At 71.3% G+C, this 22072-nt stretch carries 21 protein-coding genes; 13 read left to right on the top strand and 8 right to left on the bottom strand.

Going from position 1 to position 22072, the window contains the following annotated elements:
- Nucleotides 1–17 precede the first annotated feature (17 nt).
- Nucleotides 18–677, top strand: coding sequence for a TetR/AcrR family transcriptional regulator (locus ABZX61_RS11905; RefSeq protein ID WP_355193760.1), 660 nt, complete (start codon nt 18–20; stop codon nt 675–677).
- Here the strand turns inward: ABZX61_RS11905 and ABZX61_RS11900 are convergent.
- Entirely contained in the window at nt 658–1452 is a 795-nt protein-coding gene (locus ABZX61_RS11900; RefSeq protein WP_355193758.1) for an N-acetylmuramoyl-L-alanine amidase, read from the bottom strand. The two genes, ABZX61_RS11905 and ABZX61_RS11900, sit on opposite strands and share 20 nt — an antisense overlap.
- 264 nt (nt 1453–1716) lie before the next feature.
- On the opposite strand from ABZX61_RS11900, the gene ABZX61_RS11895 reads away from it, so the two are divergent.
- The 11 genes from ABZX61_RS11895 (at nt 1717) to ABZX61_RS11845 (ending at nt 13867) form a co-directional block, all read left to right on the top strand.
- Nucleotides 1717–2349 (top strand): GPP34 family phosphoprotein, encoded by a 633-nt coding sequence (locus ABZX61_RS11895; protein WP_355193756.1) that lies wholly within the window; start codon nt 1717–1719, stop codon nt 2347–2349.
- Nucleotides 2350–2374: 25 nt separating this feature from the next.
- A complete protein-coding gene (locus ABZX61_RS11890) occupies nt 2375–3850 on the top strand; it encodes an APC family permease (RefSeq protein ID WP_355193754.1) in 1476 nt (491 codons plus the stop codon).
- Between the two features lie 22 nt (nt 3851–3872).
- The gene (locus tag ABZX61_RS11885) at nt 3873–4466 is read left to right on the top strand and encodes a GNAT family N-acetyltransferase (RefSeq protein ID WP_355193752.1); all 594 of its coding nucleotides are present in this window, start codon (nt 3873–3875) and stop codon (nt 4464–4466) included.
- Nucleotides 4467–4563: 97 nt separating this feature from the next.
- Complete coding sequence (locus ABZX61_RS11880; protein ID WP_355193750.1) at nt 4564–7074, top strand: glycoside hydrolase family 9 protein; 2511 nt, start codon at nt 4564–4566, stop codon at nt 7072–7074.
- A gap of 77 nt (nt 7075–7151) precedes the next feature.
- Nucleotides 7152–7472 carry a PadR family transcriptional regulator gene (locus tag ABZX61_RS11875; protein ID WP_355193748.1) on the top strand — a complete coding sequence of 107 codons (321 nt, stop codon included), beginning with the start codon at nt 7152–7154 and terminating at the stop codon, nt 7470–7472.
- The gene (locus ABZX61_RS11870) at nt 7469–8380 is read left to right on the top strand and encodes a hypothetical protein (RefSeq protein ID WP_355193746.1); all 912 of its coding nucleotides are present in this window, start codon (nt 7469–7471) and stop codon (nt 8378–8380) included. The genes ABZX61_RS11875 and ABZX61_RS11870 overlap by 4 nt, the downstream gene beginning before the upstream one ends.
- Before the next feature lie 34 nt (nt 8381–8414).
- Nucleotides 8415–9314 (top strand): hypothetical protein, encoded by a 900-nt coding sequence (locus ABZX61_RS11865; RefSeq protein WP_355193744.1) that lies wholly within the window; start codon nt 8415–8417, stop codon nt 9312–9314.
- Nucleotides 9315–9342: 28 nt separating this feature from the next.
- A complete protein-coding gene (locus ABZX61_RS11860) occupies nt 9343–10233 on the top strand; it encodes a hypothetical protein (protein WP_355193742.1) in 891 nt (296 codons plus the stop codon).
- Between the two features lie 7 nt (nt 10234–10240).
- Nucleotides 10241–11950 carry a peptidoglycan-binding protein gene (locus tag ABZX61_RS11855; protein ID WP_355193740.1) on the top strand — a complete coding sequence of 570 codons (1710 nt, stop codon included), beginning with the start codon at nt 10241–10243 and terminating at the stop codon, nt 11948–11950.
- A complete protein-coding gene (locus ABZX61_RS11850) occupies nt 11943–12689 on the top strand; it encodes an ABC transporter ATP-binding protein (protein WP_355193738.1) in 747 nt (248 codons plus the stop codon). The genes ABZX61_RS11855 and ABZX61_RS11850 overlap by 8 nt, the downstream gene beginning before the upstream one ends.
- The gene (locus tag ABZX61_RS11845) at nt 12689–13867 is read left to right on the top strand and encodes an ABC transporter permease (protein ID WP_355193736.1); all 1179 of its coding nucleotides are present in this window, start codon (nt 12689–12691) and stop codon (nt 13865–13867) included. Before ABZX61_RS11850 ends, ABZX61_RS11845 begins: the two co-directional genes overlap by 1 nt.
- Here ABZX61_RS11845 and ABZX61_RS11840 read toward each other — a convergent pair.
- From ABZX61_RS11840 to ABZX61_RS11815, 6 genes are read right to left on the bottom strand one after another with little or no spacing between them, the layout of a single operon-like run.
- Nucleotides 13860–15275 (bottom strand): aspartate aminotransferase family protein, encoded by a 1416-nt coding sequence (locus ABZX61_RS11840; protein WP_355193735.1) that lies wholly within the window; start codon nt 15273–15275, stop codon nt 13860–13862. The genes ABZX61_RS11845 and ABZX61_RS11840 overlap by 8 nt on opposite strands.
- Entirely contained in the window at nt 15272–15907 is a 636-nt protein-coding gene (locus ABZX61_RS11835; protein ID WP_355193733.1) for a TetR/AcrR family transcriptional regulator, read from the bottom strand. The genes ABZX61_RS11840 and ABZX61_RS11835 overlap by 4 nt, the downstream gene beginning before the upstream one ends.
- Nucleotides 15908–15964: 57 nt before the next feature.
- Nucleotides 15965–16384: a hypothetical protein gene (locus tag ABZX61_RS11830; RefSeq protein ID WP_355193731.1), complete on the bottom strand. Its 420-nt coding sequence runs from the start codon at nt 16382–16384 to the stop codon at nt 15965–15967.
- Between the two features lie 47 nt (nt 16385–16431).
- Nucleotides 16432–17337, bottom strand: coding sequence for a substrate-binding domain-containing protein (locus tag ABZX61_RS11825; protein WP_350723572.1), 906 nt, complete (start codon nt 17335–17337; stop codon nt 16432–16434).
- Between the two features lie 11 nt (nt 17338–17348).
- Nucleotides 17349–18314, bottom strand: coding sequence for an ABC transporter permease (locus ABZX61_RS11820; RefSeq protein ID WP_355193729.1), 966 nt, complete (start codon nt 18312–18314; stop codon nt 17349–17351).
- Complete coding sequence (locus ABZX61_RS11815) at nt 18304–19806, bottom strand: sugar ABC transporter ATP-binding protein (protein ID WP_355193727.1); 1503 nt, start codon at nt 19804–19806, stop codon at nt 18304–18306. Before ABZX61_RS11815 ends, ABZX61_RS11820 begins: the two co-directional genes overlap by 11 nt.
- 89 nt (nt 19807–19895) lie before the next feature.
- Here ABZX61_RS11815 and ABZX61_RS11810 point away from each other — a divergent pair, with 89 nt between their 5' ends.
- Nucleotides 19896–20870, top strand: a complete 975-nt coding sequence (locus ABZX61_RS11810) for an ABC transporter substrate-binding protein (protein ID WP_355193725.1) — start codon at nt 19896–19898, stop codon at nt 20868–20870.
- Nucleotides 20871–20921: 51 nt separating this feature from the next.
- Here the strand turns inward: ABZX61_RS11810 and ABZX61_RS11805 are convergent, their stop codons facing one another.
- On the bottom strand, nt 20922–22061 hold the full coding sequence (locus tag ABZX61_RS11805) for a monooxygenase (RefSeq protein WP_355193723.1): 1140 nt from the start codon (nt 22059–22061) through the stop codon (nt 20922–20924).
- Nucleotides 22062–22072: the final 11 nt, after the last annotated feature.

Raw genomic sequence — 22072 nt, 5'->3', positions numbered from 1 at the left:
AGGGCGAAGGGATGGGCATGGCACCGGAAGAGGACGGCCGCACGGCACGCAAGCGCAGGCAGATCATGGAGGCGGCCCGGCCGGTGTTCCTGCGCAACGGCTACGTGGGCGCGAGCATGGACGAGGTGGCGGCGCTGGCGTCGGTCTCGAAGCAGACCGTCTACAAGCACTTCACCGACAAGGAGCAGCTGTTCACGAGCATCATCCTCGACACGACGACCCAGGTCGAAGGGCTGGCCAAGCTCATCAGCGCGGCGCTCGACGACAGCGAGGACCTGGCGAAGGACCTGGGCGAGCTGGCCCGCCAGTTCCTCGGCGCGCTCATGCGGCCCGACGTGCTCCGCCTGCGCCGGCTGGTGATCGCCGAGGCCGACCGGTTCCCCGACCTCGGCCGCACCTGGTACCAGCAGGGCTTCGAGCGCTCGCTGGAGACCCTGGCCGCCGCCTTCGACCGCCTGGCCACCCGTGGCCTGCTCCGCCCGGACGACCCCGAGCTGATCGCCCAGCACTTCGTGGGCCTGCTGCTGTGGGTCCCGGTGAACAAGGTCATGTTCTGGGGCGGCGGCGACCACTACACGGAGGCCGACCTCGAACGGCTCTCCGAGTCCGCCGTCGCCGCGTTCCTGCGCGCGTACGGGGCCTCCCCGACCGGCAGGGCTAGGTCAGATATTTCCTGAGCCCGGCGGCCAGGGCCACGGCCATGCGCTCGCGGAAGCCGGGGTCGGACATCTTGGCCGCGTCGCCGCGGTTGCGCATGTTGCCGCACTCGATGAACACCGCGGGGCGCACGGAGAGGTTGAGCCCGCCCAGGTCGGTGCGGGTCTGCAGCCCGTCCACGCCGGTGTAGGTGGCGTACGGCAGGCCCGTGCCGTCCCGGTAGGCGTTCCTGATGTCCACCCCGAGGCGCCGGGACGGCTTGATGATCTGGTCGTTGTGCCCGGAGACCAGCCCCGGCATGATCACATGGAAGCCGTGCCCGCTCGGCGCGGCGCCGTCGCCGTGGATCGACAGGACCGCGTCCGCCCTGGCCTCGTTGCCGATGGCGGCCCGCTCGGTGACGCACGGGCCGACGCCCTTGTCGTCGGGCCTGGTCAGCACGACCTTGGCGCCCATCTTCTCCAGGATCGGCCTGAGCCGGCCGGCGACGTCCCAGGTGAAGGCGTGTTCGGGGTATCCGGCGTTCGTCTGCGTGCCGGTCGTGTTGCAGGGCTTCCTGCCGGTGATGATGTCGACCTGGCGGTTGATCTCCGCGGGGTGCGCGGCGTTGCCGCCGTTGTGGCCGGGGTCGATCACCACGATCTTGCCCGAGAGCGCGCCTGCGGCCGGCGTCCGGCTCGCGGACGGCGCCGCGGGCAGCGCCGCCTCCTGCGAAACGGGCACGGCGGCGCCGCACGCCGTGGTCAGCGCGGCCAGCGTGACGACCGCCACGAATCCGGTCCGGTACGCGCACATGATCCCGACCGTACCGGCTGCCGCAGGTCAAACCCAAGACCAGCCTGACCTGCGCGTTCGTGTCGCGGTACGGCTTTCCGGCACCCGAGAATTCCTCATTTTATTATATGACACTTTGACTATAAATCACCATTTTCCGGACTTGGGGATAAATGGGCCTACCCGGGCGATCACGTTCTTGGTAGATATTTCCGCTGGCGGCCGAACGCCGCCGGCCGAAAGCGGGTTGTCCTTTTAAGGCGATAGTGAGCGGACCGATTCAAGGTGCTTGCCGATGATTTCTTCCTCGTCTCATGGGACACGACCGGCACGGGCAAACCCCGCCTCCACGTGCAGGGCATCGCGCTCGGCCTGGCGGGTGCCCTGATCGGCGAACTCGTGCTGCACCAGAGAATCGCCGTGCACGGCGTGCGGCTCGACGTGATCGACTCCGAGGACGTCACGGACAAAGTGACCAATCGGGTGCTGGCCGATATCGGGGATTCGCCGCACCACACCGACGTGCGCACGTGGCTGGCGTATCTGGCGCAGCGCTCGGTCGATGACGTGGGCGCGCGGTTGGTCGACGCCGGACTGCTGGAGCGCGAGGCCCCCAAACTGCTCAGGCGCAAGCCGCCCCGGTTCTTCTCCACCGACTTCAGCAAGGCCATGTGGCCCGCGACCCGGCTGCGGCTGGCGCTGGTCCGGCACTGGCCGCTGTCGCCGCAGGACATGGCGCTGGCCACGCTGGTGGACGCGTGCGACATGACGGAGACCGTGCTCGACGATCCGGCCGACCGGCGGGTGGCCCGCCAGTACCTGACCACGCTGCCGGCCTCGATGCCCCAGCCGCTGCGCGACCTGAGCCGCCAGGTGAGCGCCGCCGTCGGCGACGCCGTGCTGACCTACCGCACCTGAACACCCCCACCCCCGGAGGAATCCGATGCTTCCCGTGAAGTCCGGGCCCGACCTCGTCGCCGGCGCGCTCGCCGCCGACCGGCTGGGCGCGCCCTCGGTCGTCTACTTCGTGCTCTCCGCCGCGGCGCCGCTCACCGTCGTCGCGGGCGTGGTCACCACCGCGTACGCGGTCACCGGGATCACCGGGCTGCCCGTCGCGTTCCTGGTGGTCGGGGTGGTGCTGGCGGTCTTCGCGGTCGGGTACGTGGCGATGGCCCGCCACATGGCCAACGCCGGCGCGTTCTACACCTACATCAGCCGCGGCCTGGGCCGGCCCGCGGGCATCGCGGCCGCCTGGGTGGCGCTCATCGCGTACAACGCGCTGCAGGTGGGCCTGTACGGCGCGTTCGGGACGGCGGCCACGCCGCTGCTGGAGCGCTGGCTGGGCCTCACGCCGCCCTGGTGGCTGGTCGCCCTGGTCGCGTGGGCGCTGGTCGCGGTCCTGGGCCTGATGCGGGTGGACGTGAACGGCCGCCTGCTGGCCGTGCTGCTGACCGCCGAGGTGGCGGTCATCCTGCTGTTCGACTTCGCGGACCTGGCCCATCCGGCGGCCTCCGGGTTCTCGATGGAGACGCTGTCGCCGGGCGCGCTGTTCGCGCCCGGCGTGGGGGCGCTGCTGGTGATCGCGACGCTGGGGTTCGTCGGGTTCGAGTCGTCCGTGGTGTTCTCGGAGGAGAGCCGGGAGCCGCGCCGTACGGTCCCGCTGGCCACCTACTCGGCCGTGGCGATCATCGCGGCCGTGTACGCGCTGTCGTCATGGGCGATGACGGTCGCCACCGGGCCCGCGGACATCGTGGCCGTCGCGAACCGCGACCAGGCCGACACCATCTTCAAGCTGGCCGGGGCGCACCTGGGCGACGGCGTGGTGGACATCGCCAGGGTGCTCTTCGTGACCAGCCTGTTCGCGGCGATGATCTCGTTCCACAACACCACCGCCCGCTACTTCTTCGCGCTCGGGCGCGAGCGGGTGCTGCCGGCGGTCTTCGGCCGGACGCGGGCGCGCAGCGGAGCGCCCAAGGCGGGCTCGATCGCCCAGAGCGTGTTCGGGCTGGCGGTCATCCTGGTCTACGCGGCGCTCGGGCTCGACCCGCTGGTGCAGCTGTTCTTCTACGGCGGCTCGTTCGGCGGGTTCGGGGTGCTGCTGCTGATCTTCGTGACGTCCGTCGCGGTGATCGTCTTCTTCGTCAGGGAGCCGGGCGGGGAGACGCTCGCGCGGCGGGTGATCGCTCCGGTGCCCGCCGCGCTCGCGCTGGCCGTGATGGTCTGGCTGGCGGTGACGAACTTCGCCGCACTGCTCAACGTACCCGAGAGTGATCCGTTGACCTGGATTCTGCCCGGTGTTTACGGGGTAGCTGCGGTAATTGGGGTGATTTGGGCGTTCATCCTGCGTGCCGGACAACCCGCCGTTTACTCACTGGTCGGGATGGGCGCCAAGGCGGCGACCGCCCAGGACGGCAGCTGACAGAACGAGAGGAGTCTGGGCGATGAAACAGCAGACGTGGGCGATGCGGCCGGTCATCCGTCACGCGACGGCGGGCGACGCGGGACGGGTGGCGGAGCTCATCGCGACCGCGTTCTCCGGGCTGAGGGTGATGCACTATCTCGTGCCGGAGCGCAGGGAGCGGCACCGGGTCATGACCGCCAACTTCCGGATCCTCGTCGACCACGCCGTCGAGCACGGGGAGATCCACCTCATCGACGACGGGCCCGCGGTGGCGGTCTGGTTCCCGCGCACCGCGCCGCTGCCCGAGCCGCCCGACTACGACCGCCGCCTGGCCGAGACGACGGGCGAATGGGTCGAGCGCTTCCGCGTGCTCGACGAGTTGTTCGAGGCGAACCATCCGGCGGAGCCGTACCACCATCTGGCCTTCCTGGCGGTGCACCCGGACCGCCAGAACGAGGGGCTCGGGTCGGCGCTGCTGCGCTACCAGCACGCCCGGCTGGGCGGCGTGCCCGCGTACCTGGAGGCCAGCGACCCGCGCAACCGCGACCTGTACGCGCGCCACGGCTACCGGCAGAGCGAGCCGTTCGCGCTGCCGGACGGGACGCTGTTCTGGCCGATGCGCCGCCCCGCCTGAAAGTTTCAGAGTTTCCGCAGGCCGTTGACGGGACGGCGACGGGAAAGGAGGATCGGAGGGCTCCGATTGGGAGCGCTCCCAACCATTGAGGACCTCCATGACCCGAAGCCGGGCCGCCTTACTGGCCCTCCTCACCATGGTCGCCCTGTCCCCCGTCACGACGGCACTGGCGGACGAGGGACCCGAGCAGATCGTGAACGGCACCTTCGACTCCGGAACCGCCCCCTGGTGGAGCACCGGCAACACCACCCTCGCCATAGACGCGGGCCGGCTCTGCGCCGACATCCCCGGCGGCACCGCCAACCCGTGGGACGTGATCATCGGCCAGAACGACATCCCGCTGGTGGCGGGCGACACGTACGCGTACCGGTTCAGCGCCTCGGCGACCCCCGCCAAGGTCGGCAAGGCGCTGATCCAGCTCCCGGTGGACCCGTGGACGCAGTACCTGTCGGCGAACCCGGAGCTGAGCGTCTCGGGCAACGACTACTCCTACACGTTCACCGCCCCCGTGTCGCTGCCGAACTCCCAGGTCGTCTTCCAACTGGGCGGCAGCGCCGAGCCATGGAGGTTCTGCATGGACAACGTGTCGCTCAAAGGCGGCGCCGAACCCGAGGTGTACGAGCCCGACACGGGCCCGCGCGTCCGCGTGAACATGGTCGGCTACCTCCCCCAGGGCCCCAAGAACGCCACCGTGGTCACCTCCGCGACCACGGCCCTGGACTGGGAGCTCAAGAACGCCGACAAGCAGACGGTCGCCAAGGGCCGGACCACCCCCAGAGGCGTGGACGCCAGCTCCGGCCAGAACGTGCACACGCTCGACTTCGGCTCCTACCGCAAGCCCGGCAAGGACTACACGCTGACGGCCGACGGCGAGACGAGCCGGCCGTTCGACATCGCCGCGGACATCTACGACCAGCTCCCCACGGACGCGCTGAAGTTCTACTACACCCAGCGCAGCGGCATCGAGATCCTCGACAGCCTCAGGCCCGGCTACGCCCGGCCCGCCGGGCACGCCGGCGTCGCGCCGAACCAGGGCGACGTGAGCGTCCCCTGCCAGCCCGGCGTCTGCGACTACTCCCTCGACGTCAAGGGCGGCTGGTACGACGCCGGCGACCACGGCAAGTACGTCGTCAACGGCGGCATCTCGGTCTACCAGCTCATGGCCGCGTACGAGCGGGACAGGGCGGCCTTCAAGGACGGCCAGCTCGCCATCCCGGAGAGCGGCAACGGCAAGCCGGACATCCTGGACGAGGCCCGCTGGGAGCAGGAGTTCCTGCTGAGCATGCAGGTGCCGGAGGGCAAGCCGTTCGCGGGCATGGCCCACCACAAGATCCACGACCGGAACTGGACGGGCCTGCCGCTGCTGCCGCACCTGGACCCGCAGCCGCGCGAGCTGCACCCCACCTCCACGGCCGCCACGCTCAACCTCGCGGCCACGGCGGCCCAGGCGGCCAGGCTGTTCGCCCCGTACGACCCGGCGTTCGCGGCCAGGAACCTCAAGGCCGCCCGCAGGGCGTGGGCCGCGGCCAAGGCCAACCCGGCCAGGTACGCCGACCCGAACGACGGCACCGGCGGCGGCGCCTACAACGACGCCGACGTGAGCGACGAGTTCTACTGGGCGGCGGCGGAGCTGTTCATCACGACGGGCGAGAAGGAGTTCAAGGACTTCGTGCTGGCCTCGCCGCACCACACGGGCGACATCTGGCGCGACCGGGGCTTCGACTGGGGCAACACCGCCCAGCTCGGCCGCCTCGACCTGGCCACGGTGCCCAACGCGCTCCCCGACCGGGCGCGGGTGCGGCAGTCCGTGGTCGCGGGGGCCGAGAAGTATCTGGCGGTCCAGCGGGCGCACCCGTACGGGCTGCCGTACAACCCGCCGGACTTCGACTGGGGCTCGAACAACCTGGTGCTGAACAACCTGGTCGTCCTGGCCACGGCGTACGACCTGACCGGCCACGAGAAGTACCGGGCGGCCGTGCGCGAGGGCATGGACTACATTCTCGGCCGCAACGCGCTCAACCACTCGTACGTGACCGGCTACGGCGAGGTGGCCTCGCACAACCAGCACAGCCGCTGGTACTCCCACCAGCTCGACCCGGCGCTGCCCAACCCGCCGCGCGGCACGCTGGCCGGCGGCCCGAACTCCGGCATCCAGGACCCGCTCGCGCAGCGGCTGCTGAAGGGCTGCAAGCCGCAGTTCTGCTACATCGACGACATCGAGTCGTGGGCGACGAACGAGCTGACCATCAACTGGAACTCCCCGCTGGCCTGGGTCTCCGCGTTCCTGGCCGACAAGAGCGGGCGGTCCGACTGCCGGGTGCGCTACACGGCGCACGGCTCGGGCCAGTTCACCGGCCAGATCGTGATCGAGAACACCGGCAGGCAGACCGTGGACGGCTGGACCCTGCGCTGGTCCTTCCCGGGCGGCCAGCGCGTCCGGCAGGACTGGGGCGCGGCGCTGTCGCAGTCCGGCTCGGTGGTGACGGCCACGAGCTCCGGCAAGATCAAGCCGGGCAGGTCCGTGACGTTCGGCTTCGTGGCCACGAACCCCTCGGGCCCCAACCCGTCCCCCGAGGTCTTCCACCTGAACGGCGAGCGCTGCGGATGACCCCGCCCGTCCGGCGGCCTCTCCGCGAGAGGCCGCCGGACGTTGCGGACGCTCCGTTGAACGGAATAATCTGGGCCATGCCCAGGGGAACCTCAGAAGTCAGCGAGCCGATGTTCTTCGTGCTCGCCGCCCTACGCGCCGGCCCGCTGCACGGCCACGCGATCAGCAAGTCGATCAAAGAACTGTCGGGCGGGCGGGTCCAGCCGTCGGTCGGCACTCTCTACGGCATCCTGGAGCGCCTGAACGAGCGCGGCGTGATCACCGTGGACCGGGAGGAGACGGTCAACGGCCGCAACAGGCGCTACTTCCGGATCACCGACGAGGGACGGACCCTGGTCGAGGCCGAGGCCAGGCGCATGCAGGAGGCAGCCTCCCTCGTGCTGCGCCCCATCACATGACCGCCACCGTGCCCCAGCCCATGACGTCCCTCGAACGGCGTTACCGCCGGTTACTGCGGGCATACCCGAGGCAGTATCGCGCGGCGCACGGCGACGAGCTGGTCGACATCCTGCTGGAGTCGGCCGACCCCGGCAGGAACGTCCCGGTGCCCAAGGAGGCGTGGGGCCTGCTGGTGGGCGGCGTGCGCAGCCGCATCGTCCACCTGGCGACGGGCAGCGCGTGGGAGGACGGCCTGCACCTGGGCATCACGGCCGTGGCTGTCGCGAACCTGGCGGCACTGCTCCCCTACGCGGGCGCGGTGCCGCTGTGGACGCTGCTGTCGGCGCTCGCGCTGCTGGCCGTCCTGCGCGGACGGCTGCCGGTGGCGTTCCCGCTCACGCTCGTCGCGGGTGTGAAGGCGGTCGCGGTCGCGGGTGGCTGGCAGATGTTCGAGCCGACGCTGATGCCGGTGTACCCGTCGGCCCTCACCGGGCGTGCCCTGTTCCAGGACAGCAGCCCCTTCACCGTGGCCTTCGGGTACGCGGTGGTGCTGCTCGGGCTGCTGGTGCTCATGGCGAGAAGGCGGGAGACGCCGCGGATCCGGTCATGGTGGTGGCCGGCGGCCGTGGTGGCCGTCGCGTGGGCGGGCCCACCATGGATGGAGGAGGGCACCTGGTACCCGCTCAGCCTGAGCCGGCTGGCGACGGAGGCGGCGGTGTTCGGGCTGGCCGTAGCGGGCTGCTACCTGGCGCGCGACCACCGTTGGGCGCTCGCGTCGGGCATCTACCTGCTGGTGAGATCGGTCGAGCTGTCCATGAACGCCGACTCCCTGACCAGGCAGCACCTGGCCTACTGGGGCGTGCTGGCCGTGCTGGCCCTCGGGGCCGCCTCCGTGCCGTTCCGGAGGCGGCGGCACTGTCTGGATTGACCATACTCCGTTAAACGGAGTATGGTCTCCCGCCATGACGAGGAAGACGCTGCCTACCGCGCTGCTCGCCCTGGCCGTCCTCTGCGGCTGCGGGGGCGCCGCAGAGACCGCCGCCCCGCCCTCCCCCAGCGCGACGGCGGCAGCCAAGGACAAGAAGCACCAGCTCGAAGCGGCCAAGGCCGACTGCATGAAGCAGAAGGGCTTCAAGTACGTCGCGTGGGTGAAGCCGGAGCAGCCCCAGAGCGACGAGGACCGCCGCCGGGACGCGGGCGACCACCAGGCCATGAAGAAATATCGCGAAAAATACGGCTTCGGGGTCTTCGCCGAGTTCATCTACCCCAAGGAGATGAACGCCCCGGCGGCCCAGAGGGAAAGCCCCAATCAAGATCCGAACATGAAGATCCAAGAGGCGCTCTCCGAGGCTCAACTGGGCGCCTACCACAAGGCCAAGGACGTCTGCATGGTCACGGCGGGCAAGCAGGTCCTCGGCGTGACCCTGAAGTCGAGCCTCGACTACTACAACCAGATAGCCCTGACCAGGAAGCGCGCGACCGCCGCCACGCTCGACGGCGACCCCAAGCTGGTGGAGCTGGCCGGCGCCATGGCCACCTGCCTGAAGGGCAAGGGCTACGCCGTCACCGACACCGGGCCGACGGCCATGGCCAAGCGCGGCCAGGACGCGTTCTACAAGGAGCAGGACAAGGTGGGCCGGGAGCAGGACGACAGCGTGCCCGATGTCGCGCCTCCGGCGAAGAAGGGCGAGAGCCAGCCGATCAACATGCCGTCGCTCACCGCCGAGCAGGCCAAGCCCTACCTGGCCAAGGAGATCAAGGCCGCGCTCGACGACCTGGAGTGCGGCAAGGACTTCTACCCGGCCTTCGCGCCGCGCAAGTCGGCGATCGACGCGCAGGTCAGGGCCCAGTTCGCCTACTGACACCCAGGATCGGAGGACGGACTTCGCCATGCTCACCAGACTCACCGTGACCACCACCGCCCTGCTGGCCCTGGCCGCGCTCTCCGGCTGCGGAGGCGCCACCGAGAGCGCCGCGCCCACGCCCGGCTCGACCGCCGAGGGCAAGGAGGTTCAGCTCGAGGCGGCGAAGGCGGACTGCATGAAGGAGAAAGGCTTCAAGTACGTCGCGTACGTGACGCCGCACAAGCCGGGCACCGAGGACGACAAGAGCCGCGCTTCTGGCAACTACCAGGCAATGAGGAAATATCGCGAAAAATACGGCTTCGGGGTCTTCGCCCAGCACGTCTATCCCAAGGAGATGGGAAGCACGACCGGCCTCGACAACGAGCCCAACCCCAACATGAAGATCCAGTCCGCGCTCTCCAAGGCGCAGCTGCAGGCGTACCGGAAGGCGATGGACGCCTGCCAGGTCTCGGCGGCCAACAAGGTCCTCGGCCTGAAGCTGAAGTCGACGGAAGACTTCTACGACGCGCAGTTCAAGGCCTCCGTCCGAGCCCGCAAGGGCAAGCTGAACACCGATCCCGAGCTGGTCGAGCTGGCCACGGCCATGGCCACGTGCCTGAAGGGCAAGGGCTACGCCGTCGGCGACACCGCGCCGGTCGCCATGTCCGAGCTGGGGCAGAAGACGTGGCTCCTCAAGGAGGACAAGCTGGGCCGGGAGCAGATGGACGACGTGCCCGACGTGGCTCCCTCCGCCAAGGACGACAAGGTGCCGATGTACTACGCGCCGACGCTCACTCCCGAGCAGGCCAAGCCATATCTGGCCAAGGAGATCAGGGCGGCGCTCGACGACCTGGAGTGCGGCAAGGACTTCTACCCTGCCTTCCTGCCGAAGGAGCAGGCGGTCCAGGGGCAGGTCAGCGCCCAGTTCGGCATGTGACCACCTCATGAAGTCACCGCGCAAGCTCCTCGCCGGCACCGTCGCCGGAGTAGTGATCATCGCGGGCGCAGGCTGGGCCGTGGGCTCCCGGCTGCGCTCCCCCGCCGACGAGGCGGCCCGCCGCGCCGCGCCGCGGGCCTCGCTCGTCACCGCCGCCGTCGAGCGCCGCAAGCTCGTCAGCACCGTCGTGGTCAGCGGCACGCTGGAGTACGGCTCGCCCCTGCCGGTCAGCCTCGCCGGGGCGGTCGGCGGCACGGCCGAGCAGCAGCGGGCCACCCGGGCGCCGCGCCAGGGCCGGCTCACGGAGGGCTCGGTCTTCCTGGAGGTCAACGGCCGCCCGGTGTTCGCGCTGCGCGGGTCCGTGCCGATGCACCGCACGATCGCCCCCGGCAGCAAGGGGGACGACGTCAAGCAGCTCCAGCGGGCGCTGCGCAGGCTGGGGTACGGCGGTCCCGTCTCCGGCGTGTTCGACCAGGCCACGATCGCCGCCGTCACCCGCATGTACACGAAGAAGGGGTACGAGGCGCAGCAGCCGACGCTGACCGACCGGCAGGCGTACGACACGCTGCGCAAGGCCGTACAGACCGCCCAGGAGACCCTCGCCGCCGAGAAGAAGGCGCTGGACCAGGGGCGCGACGTGCTGCCGCTCAAGATGAGGCTGGCCAACGCCAAGGCGGACCTGAAGACGGCCGAGCGCGCCCTCCAGGAGGCCGAGGCCCGGGAGGTGACGCCGGAGGACGAGACCAGGATGGCGGCGGCCGAGGCGGCCGTGCGCGCGGCGCAGGAGAAGCTGGCCGAGGCCGAGCAGGCGCTGGCCGAGGCCAGGAAACCGCCCACGCCGGCGGCCACCGCCGCCCCCCAGCCCACGGTCTCCACCGACACGAGCCTGCTGGAGCTGCGGGTCCAGAACGCCCAGGCCGACCTGGCGGCGGCCCTGGAGGCGCGCGAGCGGGTCGCGGAGGAGGCGCGGCAGGCCAGGGAGAAGAGCCTGGTGGAGCTGCGCAAGGCCGTACGGACCGCGAAGGAGGCCAAGGCCACCGCCGAGCAGGCGCTGCGCCAGGCCAGGCAGCTCTCCCCGACCAGGCTCAAGGTGACCAACGCCGGTAAGGACGTGGCGGCGGCCAAGGGAATGCTGGCGGAGTTCGCGCGTACCTACGGGACCTCCATCCCGCCCGGCGAGGTGGTGTTCCTGCCGAAGCTGCCCGCCCGGGTGCGCAAGGTCTCGGTCAAGCAGGGGCAGCAGGTCGAGAAGGAGGTCGCCACGGTGACCAGCTCGGCGTTCACGGTGACGGGGGCGGTGGAGGCGACGGAGGCCGAGCTGCTGCGCACGGGCATGGAGGCGGCCATCGAGCTCGACACGGGCAAGACGTACAAGGCGCGCCTCACCGCGGTCGGCGACCAGGCCAAGGTGCCCGGCGCCGAGGAGGCCAAGGACGGGTCGGAGCCCGTCCTGATCACGCCCGCCTCGATGAAGGGGCTCAAGCCGGGGACCGCCGTCACGGCGCGGGTGACGGTGGGGGCGACCAAGGAGCCGGTGCTGGTCGTGCCGGTGGCGGCCGTGATCACGGGGGCCGACGGGAGGGCCCGGGTGCGGGTCGAGTACGCCACGGACCAGACCAGGGACGTCGAGGTGCGTACGGGCCTGACCGCCGACGGGAACGTCCAGGTCGCCGGCGCGATCAAGGAGGGCGACCGGGTGGTGGTCAGCGGTGCCTGAGCCGGTGATCTCGCTGGCGGAGGTCAGCAGGGAGTTCGACGCCGAACCGCCGGTCCGGGCGCTCGACCGCGTCACGCTCCGGGTGGACAGGGGTGACTACCTGGCCATCATCGGCCCGTCGGGCTCGGGCAAGTCGACCCTCCTGAACGTGCTCGGCCTGCTCGACCGCCCCAGCTCGGGCAGCTACCGCCTCGACGGCACGGAGACCACCACCCTGCGCGACGGGGCCAGGACCAGGTTGCGCGGCGACCGGATCGGCTTCGTCTTCCAGTCCTTCCACCTGCTCTCCCACCGCAGCGTGGTCGAGAACGTCATGCTCGCTGAAACCTATCGGAGCAGAGGAGCTCGGAGGGAGAGAGCGAAGCCAACGAGCTCCGAAGCGGCTGCGACCATCAACGCAGCCGGGCAGGCGCGTAAGGGCAGGCGGGAGCGGGCCCTGGCGGCGTTGGAACGAGTCGGCCTCGGCCACCGGACCGGGTTCGCGCCCGACCGGCTGTCCGGGGGCGAGCGCCAGCGTACGGCCATCGCCAGGGCCCTCATGGGCGAGCCGTCCCTGCTGCTGTGCGACGAGCCCACGGGCAACCTCGACAGTCGCAACACCGAATCGGTGCTCGGCCTGTTCGACGAGCTGCGGGGGCAGGGGATGACGCTCGTGGTCATCACCCACGAGCAGGAGGTCAGCAAGCGGGCCGGGCGCCGGGTGCGGATCACCGACGGCGTGCTGGTGGAGGAGGAGTGATGCACGTACGCGACCTGTTCGGGGAGGCCGTGGCCGGCATGCTCGCCCGGCCGGTGCGCTCGGCGCTCACCACGCTCGGGACCGTGCTCGGCATCACCACGCTGGTCATCACGCTCGGCGTGGCCGCCACCGCGGGCAACCAGATCGTCGGCCGCTTCGACGCGCTGGTGGCCACGGCCATCACGGTGGAGGTGCCGGAGTCGCCGAACACGCCGCTCGTGGAGTGGGACTCGATCGACCGGCTGACCAGGCTGCGCGGCGTCGAGTCCGCCGCCGCGCTGGCCGAGTCGGAGGACAGCGCGAACCTGTCCGTGCGCTCCAACGACATCGTGGACCCCACCAGGGTCACCGCCCAGTCGTTGACCGTGCTGGCCGCGACGACCGGGCTGCCCGAGGCGGCGCGCGGCAGGATGGTGCAGGGCAGGTTCTACGACCGAGGGCACATCGAGCGGCGCGACCGGGTGGCGGTGATCGGCGACCAGGCGGCCAAGCTGCTCGGCGTCGGCCGCCTCGACCGGGCGCCGGCCATCTTCATCGGCAAGCACGCGTACACGGTCATCGGCATCCTGGGCGACCTGCGCCGCGAGCGGAACCTGAGCACCGCCGTGTTCGTGCCGCCCACGGTGGGCAGGCAGTTCGGGCTGCGGGACGTCACCAGGGTGCTGGTCAACACGAGCCTGGGCGCGGCGGACCTGGTGGCCCGGCAGGCGCCCACCGCGCTCAGCCCGGGGAACGGCGACATGCTGCAGGTGATGGCCCCGCCCAGCCCCACCAGGGCGCGTGACCAGGCGCAGGACGACGTCAACGCGCTCTTCCTGATCCTCGGCCTGGTCTCGCTCGTGGTCGGCGCGGTCGGCATCGCGAACGTCACGCTCGTCACCGTGATGGAACGCGTGCCGGAGATCGGCCTGCGCCGCTCGCTCGGGGCGGCCAGGCGGCACATCGCCGCGCAGTTCCTGCTGGAGTCGACGCTGATCGGCCTCGCGGGCGGCGTGATCGGCGCCAGCCTGGGTGTCGTCACGGTCGTCGCGGTGTCGGCCGCCAAGCAGTGGACGCCGCTGCTGGACGTGCGCCTCGCGGTCGCGGCGCCGGTGGCGGGAGCCCTGGTGGGGCTGCTGGCCGGGCTGTACCCGGCGCTGCGGGCGGCCAGGATGGAGCCGGTGGACGCGCTCAGATAGCGTAAACGGCCGACAGGAACCGGACGAGCACCGCCTCCCGGGCGGGCGCGGGCAGCGCGTCCAGGATCGTGTTGACCGTCGCCATCTCCGGCTGCCCCGCCTCCGGCCGCAGGTCCACCCCCACGGAGGAGGCCAGCTCGGCGAAGTCCGCCTCGTCGAGCGTTTCCAGGTCCGTGGCCGCCACCAGCTCGACCAGCCCGTCGGGCAGCACGACCGGCCCCCGCTCCCGGGCGGCCTCGGCCGACTCGGCGATCACCTTCAGCATGTCCTCGACCCCTGCCAGCGTCACCCCGGTGACCGTGATGTGCAGGTTGGCCGGGATCCCGGCGTACGAGAGCTGCGGCTGCAGGAACCAGCCCCGCTCCCGCGCCTCGTCCGCCAGCACGAACACGTCGATCCCGTCCCCGGCGAACGCCACCAGCGACGACTCCGGCTCGCCGAGCACCCGCAGCCCGGGGATCCGCGCGAGCCCTTCGCGCAGCTTGGCCGTCGCCTCCAGGGTCGCCCGGCCCAGCTCCAGGTAGCCCTCCGTGCCCAACGCCCGCAACGTGGCCCAGGCGCCGCCGAGCGGCCCGGCGGACCTGGAGCTCTGCACGGTCGCGTTGACGATCGTGTAGCCGGGCCACGCGGCGGAGGCGAAGTACGCCTTGCGCCGCATCGCGGGATCGGCGAAGAGCACGACCGAGGCGCCCTTGGGGGCGTACCCGAACTTGTGCAGGTCGCACGAGAGCGACGTGACGCCCGGCACGGACAGGTCGAACGGCGGCACCGCCGCGCCCGCCGCGCGCAGCCACGGCAGCAGCCACCCGCCGACGCAGGCGTCCACGTGGCACGGCACGCCCGCCGCCGCGGCCACGGCGGCGACCTCCTCGACCGGGTCGACCACCCCTTGGGGGTAGGAGGGCGCGGAGGCGACGACCATGATCGTGCTCTCGTCGATCGCGTCCGCCACGTCCCGCGCCCGCACCTTGTACGTCTCCAGGTCCACCGGCACGGCCACGACCTCGACGCCGAGGTAGTGCGCCGCCTTGTGGAAGGCGGGGTGGGCGCTGACGGCGAGCACCAGGTTCGGGCGGGCCTTGCGCGCGGCGTCGCGGGCGGCCTTGACCGCCAGCATGATCGACTCGGTGCCGCCGCTGGTGAAGATGCCATGGCCGCCGCCGAGCAGGTCCGCGACCGCGCCGACGACCTGCCGCTCCATCTCGACCACGCTGGGGAACGCGGTCGGGTCGAGGCAGTTCACCTCCAGCATCTCGAAGTACGCCCGCGCCGCCGCCTCGTGGACCTCGGCCCGGCCGGTGTCGTAGACGTACGCCGTCACCTGGCCGCCGCGCACGGGTAAGTCGTGCGACCTCAGCCTGGCCACCTCGGCCAGCAGCTCCTCGGTGGTCCTCGCTGCGGGGTTCACATGGGCTCCTTCGTGCTGGGGTCGCCGGGCAGGCCGAGCGTGCGGTGGACGCTCAGATGCAGGTGGGAGCGGAAGCGGCGCAGGGCGGCCCGGTCGCCGGCGGCCCTGCGGCGGCCCTCCGCGTCCAGCACGCCTCCCTTGGCGAACCCGTGCACGGACCAGATGACCATCCACATCGCGTACTCGAGATCGACCTTCTCGTCGATCAGCCCGCCCTCGACGGCGGGCCGGACGGCGGCGGTCACCGAGGCCACCAGCGGCTGCACGTACTCGCGCTCCAGCTCGGTGATGTCACTGGCGTCGGAGAGCCAGCGGTGCATCCACAGGGCGGGCACCTCGGGGTTGTCCACGCAGAAGTCGAGGTAGTCGTCCAGCAGCCGGTGGACGGCCGCGACGAGGTCGTCACCGGGCAGCCGGGCGAACGCCAGGTCCAGGGCCGCCTTCTCCGCCCGGTGCGCGCGCTCCATGACGGCCAGGTACAGCTCGCGCTTGCCACCGACGTGGTAGTTGACGGTGGCGATGTTCATCCCCGCGGCCTCGGCGATCTGGCGCGTGGAGGTGCCGTCGAAGCCTCGCGCGGCGAACAGCTGTGTCGCGACCTTCAGGATCAGGTTGACCTGTCCGCTGTCCATGCGGCCGAAGGTAGTGCCACCCTCACCTTTCGGTCAATCACTTGATGGAGAGCCGGCTCAGTCCGGCGCCCAGTACTTCACCATGATCTTGTCGAGCTGCTGCACCACCGGCTGCCAGCTCGGCGGCAGCGTGTAGCGGCTCACGCGGTGCTTCTTATAAACAAGCGTGTACTTGAGGAAGTCCGCCCCCTGCGGGGTGGCCTCGGACCGACCGAGCTTCAGTGTCTTGAGGGACGTGCGCAGCCTGCGGTCCTCCTTGCCGGTGAGGCACTTGTCGACGGTCGGCCCCGTACGGTGGCTGAGCCGCACACAGCCGTTCGCGTAGACGATCACATGGTCGCTCAGCCCCGCGAACCCGCCTTGCTTCCGGTAGTCGATCAGCACCTTCTTCGCCGCGACGGCCGCCTGCGCGGGAGCCGGGACAGCGGACAGGGTCAGGGCCGGCAGGAGCACCGGCACGAGCACGATTCGCCACATCTTCTTCACACCTACTTGGACGGATGGGAGCGCCGAACGGCTCAGCCTCAGCCGAACTGGTCCGCGTTCTCCTTGGTCGCCGGTTTCACGGGCACGGCCACCGCCTTGGGGATGCTCTCCCCCTTGGCGGCCCTCACCGCGGCGTCCACCGCCTGCTGCCCCAGCAGCCTGGGCTGCTGGGCGACGGTGACGGAGAGCGTGCCGGCCCGGACCGCCTTGATCGCGTCGGGCGTGCCGTCGAACCCGACCACCTTGACCCGCTGCCCGGCCCGGGCCCCCAGGGCCTTGATCGCGCCCAGGGCCATCTCGTCGTTCTCGGCGAACACGCCGGCGAGGTCGGGGTGCGACTGGATCAGGTTCGTCATGACGTCCAGGCCCTTGGCCCGGTCGAAGTACGCCGGCTGCTGGGCCACGACCTTGATGTTCGGGTACGCGGCGATGCCCTCGGCGAACCCCCTGCCGCGGTCGCGGGAGGCGGAGGTGCCCGGCACGCCCTGGAGCACGGCCACGTTCCCCTTCTCACCGAGCAGCCTGGCCAGCTCCTGGGCGGCGAGCCGCCCGCCGGCCACGTTGTCGGAAGCGACGGTCTGGGCCACCTCGGCGCCGTTGACTCCGCGGTCGGCGGCGATCACCGGGACGGCGGCCCGGTCGGCCGCCTTGACCGCGGGAGCGGCCGCGTCGGAGTCGACCGGGTTGATGATGATCGCCTTCATGTTCTGGCTGGTGAAGTTCTGGACCTGGTTCACCTGCTGCGACGGATCGTTCTGGGCGTCGGTGACGGTCAGCCTGGCGCCCAGCTTCTTCGCCTCGGCCTGCGCGCCGTCCCGGAACTGCACGAAGTACGGGTTGTTCAGCGTCGACACCGACAGGCCGATCTTGACGTCGCCCGTGGCTCCCCCGCCGCCGCACGCTGCCAGGCCGGCCAGTGCGGCACCCGCTATGAGCATCCGCATGATCTCTCCCCCTAAGTGGTTCCCCTGCGCCGCAGGGTGTCGACGAGCACCGCCAGGGCGATGACCACACCGATCACGACCTGCTGCCAGAACGCCGAGACCGACAGCAGGTTCAGGCCGTTGCGCAGGACGGCCAGGATGAGCGCGCCGACGAACGTGCCGAGCGCCCTGCCCTTCCCCCCGGACAGGCTGGCGCCGCCGATCACCACGGCCGCGATGGCGTCGAGCTCGTACCCGGCCGCCGCCTGCGGCTGCGCCGAGGCCAGGCGGCTGGCCAGCACGATCCCGGCCACCGCCGCGAAGCCGCCGGACAGCGCGTACGTGATCAGCTTCTGGCGGCCGACCTTGATGCCCGACAGGCGGGCGGCCTCCTCGTTGCCGCCGATGGCGTACATGGCGCGGCCCGCGTACGTGCGGTTGAGAATCACGGCGGCGATCACCCCCATGGCCACCATCACGATCACGGGGACCGGCAGGACTCCGCCGGCCGTGTCGCCCAGGTGCGAGACGGCGTCCGGCATCGGGATCGGGCTGCCCGCCGAGATGACCAGGGCCAGGCCGCGGGCGACCCCGAGCATGGCCAGCGTGGCGATGAACGGCGGCAGCCTGCCGTACGCGATCAGGACCGCGTTGACCAGCCCGCACACCACCCCGACCAGGAGGGACACGAGGGTGGCCAGTGGCCACGGGAGGCCGGCGACGGTGGCGGTCCAGGCCAGGACGATCGCGGAGAGCGCCGCGACCGAGCCCACGGACAGGTCGATGCCGCTCGTCACGATCACGAACGTCTGCCCGAACGCCAGGATCGCGGTGACGGCGGCCTGGACGCCGACGTTGAGCAGGTTCGTCACGCTCAGGAAGTCGGGCGACAGCAGCGACAGCGCCACGACCAGCACCACGAGCGCCGCCAGCGCGCCGTTCTCGGCGAACCAGGCGGCCGCCGGTGACCGGCGGCCCAGGAGCGCGTCACTCGGCACGGGAACCCTCCACCTCCGCGACGGCCAGGGCCATCACGTCGTCCTGCGTGGCCCCGGCCGCGCGCAGCTCGCCGACGAGCCGCCCCCGTGCCATGACCAGGATCCGATCGCTCATCCCGAGGACCTCCGGCAGGTCGCTGGAGACCATCAGCACGGCGTCCCCCTCGGCCGTGAGCTCGTTGACGAGCTCGTAGATCTCGACCTTGGCGCCGACGTCGATGCCGCGCGTCGGCTCGTCGAGGATGAGCACGCGGGCGTCCGCCATCAGCCACTTGCCGATGACGACCTTCTGCTGGTTGCCGCCGGAGAGCGTGCGCACCTCCTGGTCCAGCCCGGCCATCCGGATGCCGAGCCGTTCGGCCGCCTTCGCGGCGGCCGAACGCATCCAGGAACGGTCCACGAAACCGGCCCTGGTGGCGGCGCGCATGGTGACCAGGCCCAGGTTCTCGGCGACGCCCGCCTGCGGCACCAGGCCCTGGCCCTTGCGGTCCTCGGGGACGAGGCCGAGCCCGGCCTCCATGGCGGCGTGCACGTCGCCGGGCGGCAGCCGCGTCCCCCGCACGGTGACCTCGCCCGCGTCGTAGCGGTCGGCCCCGAACACCGCCCGCACCACCTCCGTGCGGCCCGCGCCCACGAGCCCGGCCATCCCGACCACCTCACCGGCCCGCACCTCGAACGACACGTCGCCGAACGCTCCCCTGCGGGTCAGCCCGGACACCTCGAGCAGCGGCCTGCCCCGCCTGGCCGGTCGCCGCGGGTACTGCTGGTCGACGGGCCGCCCGACCATGAGGGCGACCAGCTCGTCCCTGCGGGTGTCCGCCGGGACCCGGGCCACGGACCTGCCGTCGCGCAGCACGGTCACCCGATCGCCGATCTCGGCGATCTCCTCCAGGTGATGGGTGATGAACACGACCGCCACACCCTCCTCGCGCAGTTGCCGCACGATCGCGAACAGCCGGGCGACCTCGCCGGTGGTGAGCACGGCCGTGGGCTCGTCCATGATCAGCACCCGGGCGTCCAGGGCCAGCGCCTTGGCGATCTCGACCATCTGCATGCGCGCGATGCCCAGCCCGGCGACCGGCGTACGCGGGTGCACGTCCACGCCGACCCGGTCCAGCAGCCCCTTGGCCTGCTGCTCCATGCGCCCGGTGGCCACGAACCCGAACCTGCGCGGCGGGCGGCCGAGCGCGAGGTTCTCCGCGACCGTGAGCTGGGGGACGAGGTTGAACTCCTGGTAGATGGTGGAGATCCCCAGCCGCTGCGCGTCCCCCGCGGTGCGGAGGTGCACCGGGCGGCCGTCCACCAGGATGCGGCCCTCGTCGGGGTGGTAGGCGCCGGAGAGGATCTTGATCAGCGTGCTCTTGCCCGCGCCGTTCTCGCCCAGCAGGACGTGCACCTCGCCGGTGCGCAGGCTCAGGTCCACGCCGTCGAGGGCGACCACGCCGGGGAAGGTCTTGCGCAGCCCCTCGGCCTTGAGAATCTCCTCGCTCACGTGGTGGTCTCTATCCGCTCACGAGGCCGGTGAACCACTGAATGCCCAGGTCAGGGTTATTGCCTTGCTGAGTGGGGAGTGAAAATGGGATGACGTCCTCGCGGCTCCGCATCGGGGTGCCCGTCTCCCTGTCCGGGAAGCACGCCCATTTCGGCGGGCAGGTCCGGCTCGGCCTCGAAGTCTGGCAGTCCCTCGACCCGGCCGTGGAGCTGATCGTCGAGGACGACCACAGCGAGCCCCGCTCCCTGGACGTCGTGCTCCCCCGGCTGGCGGGCCAGTGCGACCTCCTGCTGGGGCCGTACTCCACTCAGCTCATGCGGCGGGCGGGGCGCATCGGCGCGGCGCTCGACATGCTGATCTGGAACCACGGCGGTTCGGGCGACGACGTGCAGGCGGCCAACCCGGGGCATGTCGTCTCCGTCCAGACGCCGGCCGGCCGGTATGCCGAGCCGTTCGTCCGCCGGCTCGCGGAGAGTGGCGACCACAGCCCGCTGCGGATCGTGAGCGGCAAGGGGCGCTTCGCCCTGCAGGTCGCGGAGGGCGCCGCGCGGGCCGCGCACGCGGCGGGCATCCCGGTGGTCTTCGGGGGCCCGGTGGACGACTCCTGGAATCTCTTCTGCGCCGGGGCCTTCGACGAGGACGTGGAGGTGGTCAGGCGGGCCGGGCGCGCGCGCACCATCTGCGCCGTGGCCGCCGGGGTGCGGGAGTTCGGCGCGGCCGTGGGCGATCCGCGCGGGATCTACGGCGTCGGCCAGTGGTTCCCCGGCGGCGCGGGCGAGGCGGCCTTCGGGGTCTCCGAGGGGGAGTTCGTCGCGGCCTACGAGAAGCGGACCGGAGTGCCGCCGAACTACATCGCGGTCCAGGGGGTCGCCGCCGCGATCATCGCGACGTACTGCGCCGCCCGGGCGGGTGGGACCGGGCGGGCGGAGCTGTGGTCGGCCGCCGCCGGCCTGGAGACGGCGACCCTGTTCGGCGACTTCGCGATCGACCCGGGCACCGGGCTGCAGACCGGGCACCGGGCGGTGCTCACCCGGTGGGAGAGCGAGGGGCCCGTCGCCGCCTGAGGTCAGGCGGCTCGGGGATCGGGCGGCTCGGGGGTCAGGCGGCTCCGGGGGTCAGGCGGCTCCGGGGGTCACGATCGCGATGCCCAGGCACATCTCGTCGCTGGTCCCGTCGCCCCACACCACGTACCGGGGCGGCAGCTTCTGCAGCTGGGGCAGCAGGGCGCGCAGGCCCGCGTCGTGCGTGCACGTCACCCGTACGACGTCGCCCTTGTTGACCGTGACGGGCTTGGGCAGGACCCGCAGCGACTGGTCGTCGAAGTTGTACTCGGGCACGTCCAGGAGCGTCTGCGCCTTCGGCGTGCCGGGGTTGAGCTCGACCTTGATGGCGCGGCCGAGCAGGTGCATGTGGCCCGCCATGGCGTGGACCGTGGCGGTGCCCTCGATGGGCATGTCACAGTGCTGGGTCGGCCCCGGCTTGCTCGGCCCGCAGTACTTGGTGAGGATCGCCACCTGCTGCGTCAGCTCCTCGCCGAACCTGGCGCCGACGTCCTTGACCGCGGCGGCCCGGTCGCAGAGCGGTCCCGACTCCTTCGGCGTGCAGGGGAGCTCCACCGGGGCCTGGAACAGGGCGGTCTCCAGGGGCCGCAGGGTCTGGTCGGTCACGCGGAGGCGGATGCCCGAGCGGTCGGTGCCCGGCTTGCCCTCCACGCCCAGCAGGTTGTAGTGGACCTGCATGACGAGCCGGCTGCCCGGCGGCAGCTCGTAGCCGTACTTGGGGTCGAGCAGCGTCTCGCTGGTGCCGGGGGCCCAGTGCGCCACCCATGAGGAGTCGCCGACGCCGTCGTCGCCGAAGCACGTCCAGCCCTGGCCGGGGGTGCGCCGGTCGATCTCGCGAGCCTTGGCGGCGTGCTCGGGGTCGATCCTGAAGAAGATCGCGTGGTGGACGAGGTCGAGGTTTTGAGGCTGGAACTGGGCGCCGGTCAGGAACACCTTGCTCGCCAGCTTGGGGTCGATGAGGAAGCAACGGTAGTCGTCCGTGCCGCCGTTGGGCGGGTTCGGCGTGTACGGCTCCGCCATCGTCAGGTTGACGAACCGTTCACCGGCCCGCAGCGGGGCCGCCGCAACCGTGGCCTTGGCGGCATGTCCGGTGTGACCGGTGTGACCGGCCGGCGTGGTGGTGCTCCGGGCGCCGCACGAGGCGAGCAGGACGACCGCGAAGAGCAACACGGCCGTCCGGGCGAGTCGATTCATACATCAACACT

Origin of the sequence: Nonomuraea sp. NPDC003709 (assembly GCF_040610775.1) — a bacterium.
In the GTDB taxonomy this organism is placed as follows: Bacteria; Actinomycetota; Actinomycetes; order Streptosporangiales; family Streptosporangiaceae; genus Nonomuraea; species Nonomuraea angiospora_A.
This window is presented reverse-complemented; position numbering and strand designations above follow the sequence as displayed.

Excerpts from the sequence above, each read along its gene's own strand:
- ABZX61_RS11905 (WP_355193760.1), top strand. The coding sequence starts at position 18 with ATGGCACCGGAAGAGGACGGCCGCACGGCACGCAAGCGCAGGCAGATC.
- ABZX61_RS11900 (WP_355193758.1), bottom strand. The coding sequence starts at position 1,452 with ATGTGCGCGTACCGGACCGGATTCGTGGCGGTCGTCACGCTGGCCGCG.
- ABZX61_RS11890 (WP_355193754.1), top strand. The coding sequence starts at position 2,375 with ATGCTTCCCGTGAAGTCCGGGCCCGACCTCGTCGCCGGCGCGCTCGCC.
- ABZX61_RS11885 (WP_355193752.1), top strand. The coding sequence starts at position 3,873 with ATGAAACAGCAGACGTGGGCGATGCGGCCGGTCATCCGTCACGCGACG.
- ABZX61_RS11880 (WP_355193750.1), top strand. The coding sequence starts at position 4,564 with ATGACCCGAAGCCGGGCCGCCTTACTGGCCCTCCTCACCATGGTCGCC.
- ABZX61_RS11875 (WP_355193748.1), top strand. The coding sequence starts at position 7,152 with ATGCCCAGGGGAACCTCAGAAGTCAGCGAGCCGATGTTCTTCGTGCTC.
- ABZX61_RS11870 (WP_355193746.1), top strand. The coding sequence starts at position 7,469 with ATGACCGCCACCGTGCCCCAGCCCATGACGTCCCTCGAACGGCGTTAC.
- ABZX61_RS11865 (WP_355193744.1), top strand. The coding sequence starts at position 8,415 with ATGACGAGGAAGACGCTGCCTACCGCGCTGCTCGCCCTGGCCGTCCTC.
- ABZX61_RS11860 (WP_355193742.1), top strand. The coding sequence starts at position 9,343 with ATGCTCACCAGACTCACCGTGACCACCACCGCCCTGCTGGCCCTGGCC.
- ABZX61_RS11855 (WP_355193740.1), top strand. The coding sequence starts at position 10,241 with ATGAAGTCACCGCGCAAGCTCCTCGCCGGCACCGTCGCCGGAGTAGTG.
- ABZX61_RS11845 (WP_355193736.1), top strand. The coding sequence starts at position 12,689 with ATGCACGTACGCGACCTGTTCGGGGAGGCCGTGGCCGGCATGCTCGCC.
- ABZX61_RS11835 (WP_355193733.1), bottom strand. The coding sequence starts at position 15,907 with ATGGACAGCGGACAGGTCAACCTGATCCTGAAGGTCGCGACACAGCTG.
- ABZX61_RS11830 (WP_355193731.1), bottom strand. The coding sequence starts at position 16,384 with ATGTGGCGAATCGTGCTCGTGCCGGTGCTCCTGCCGGCCCTGACCCTG.
- ABZX61_RS11825 (WP_350723572.1), bottom strand. The coding sequence starts at position 17,337 with ATGCGGATGCTCATAGCGGGTGCCGCACTGGCCGGCCTGGCAGCGTGC.
- ABZX61_RS11810 (WP_355193725.1), top strand. The coding sequence starts at position 19,896 with ATGACGTCCTCGCGGCTCCGCATCGGGGTGCCCGTCTCCCTGTCCGGG.
- ABZX61_RS11805 (WP_355193723.1), bottom strand. The coding sequence starts at position 22,061 with ATGAATCGACTCGCCCGGACGGCCGTGTTGCTCTTCGCGGTCGTCCTG.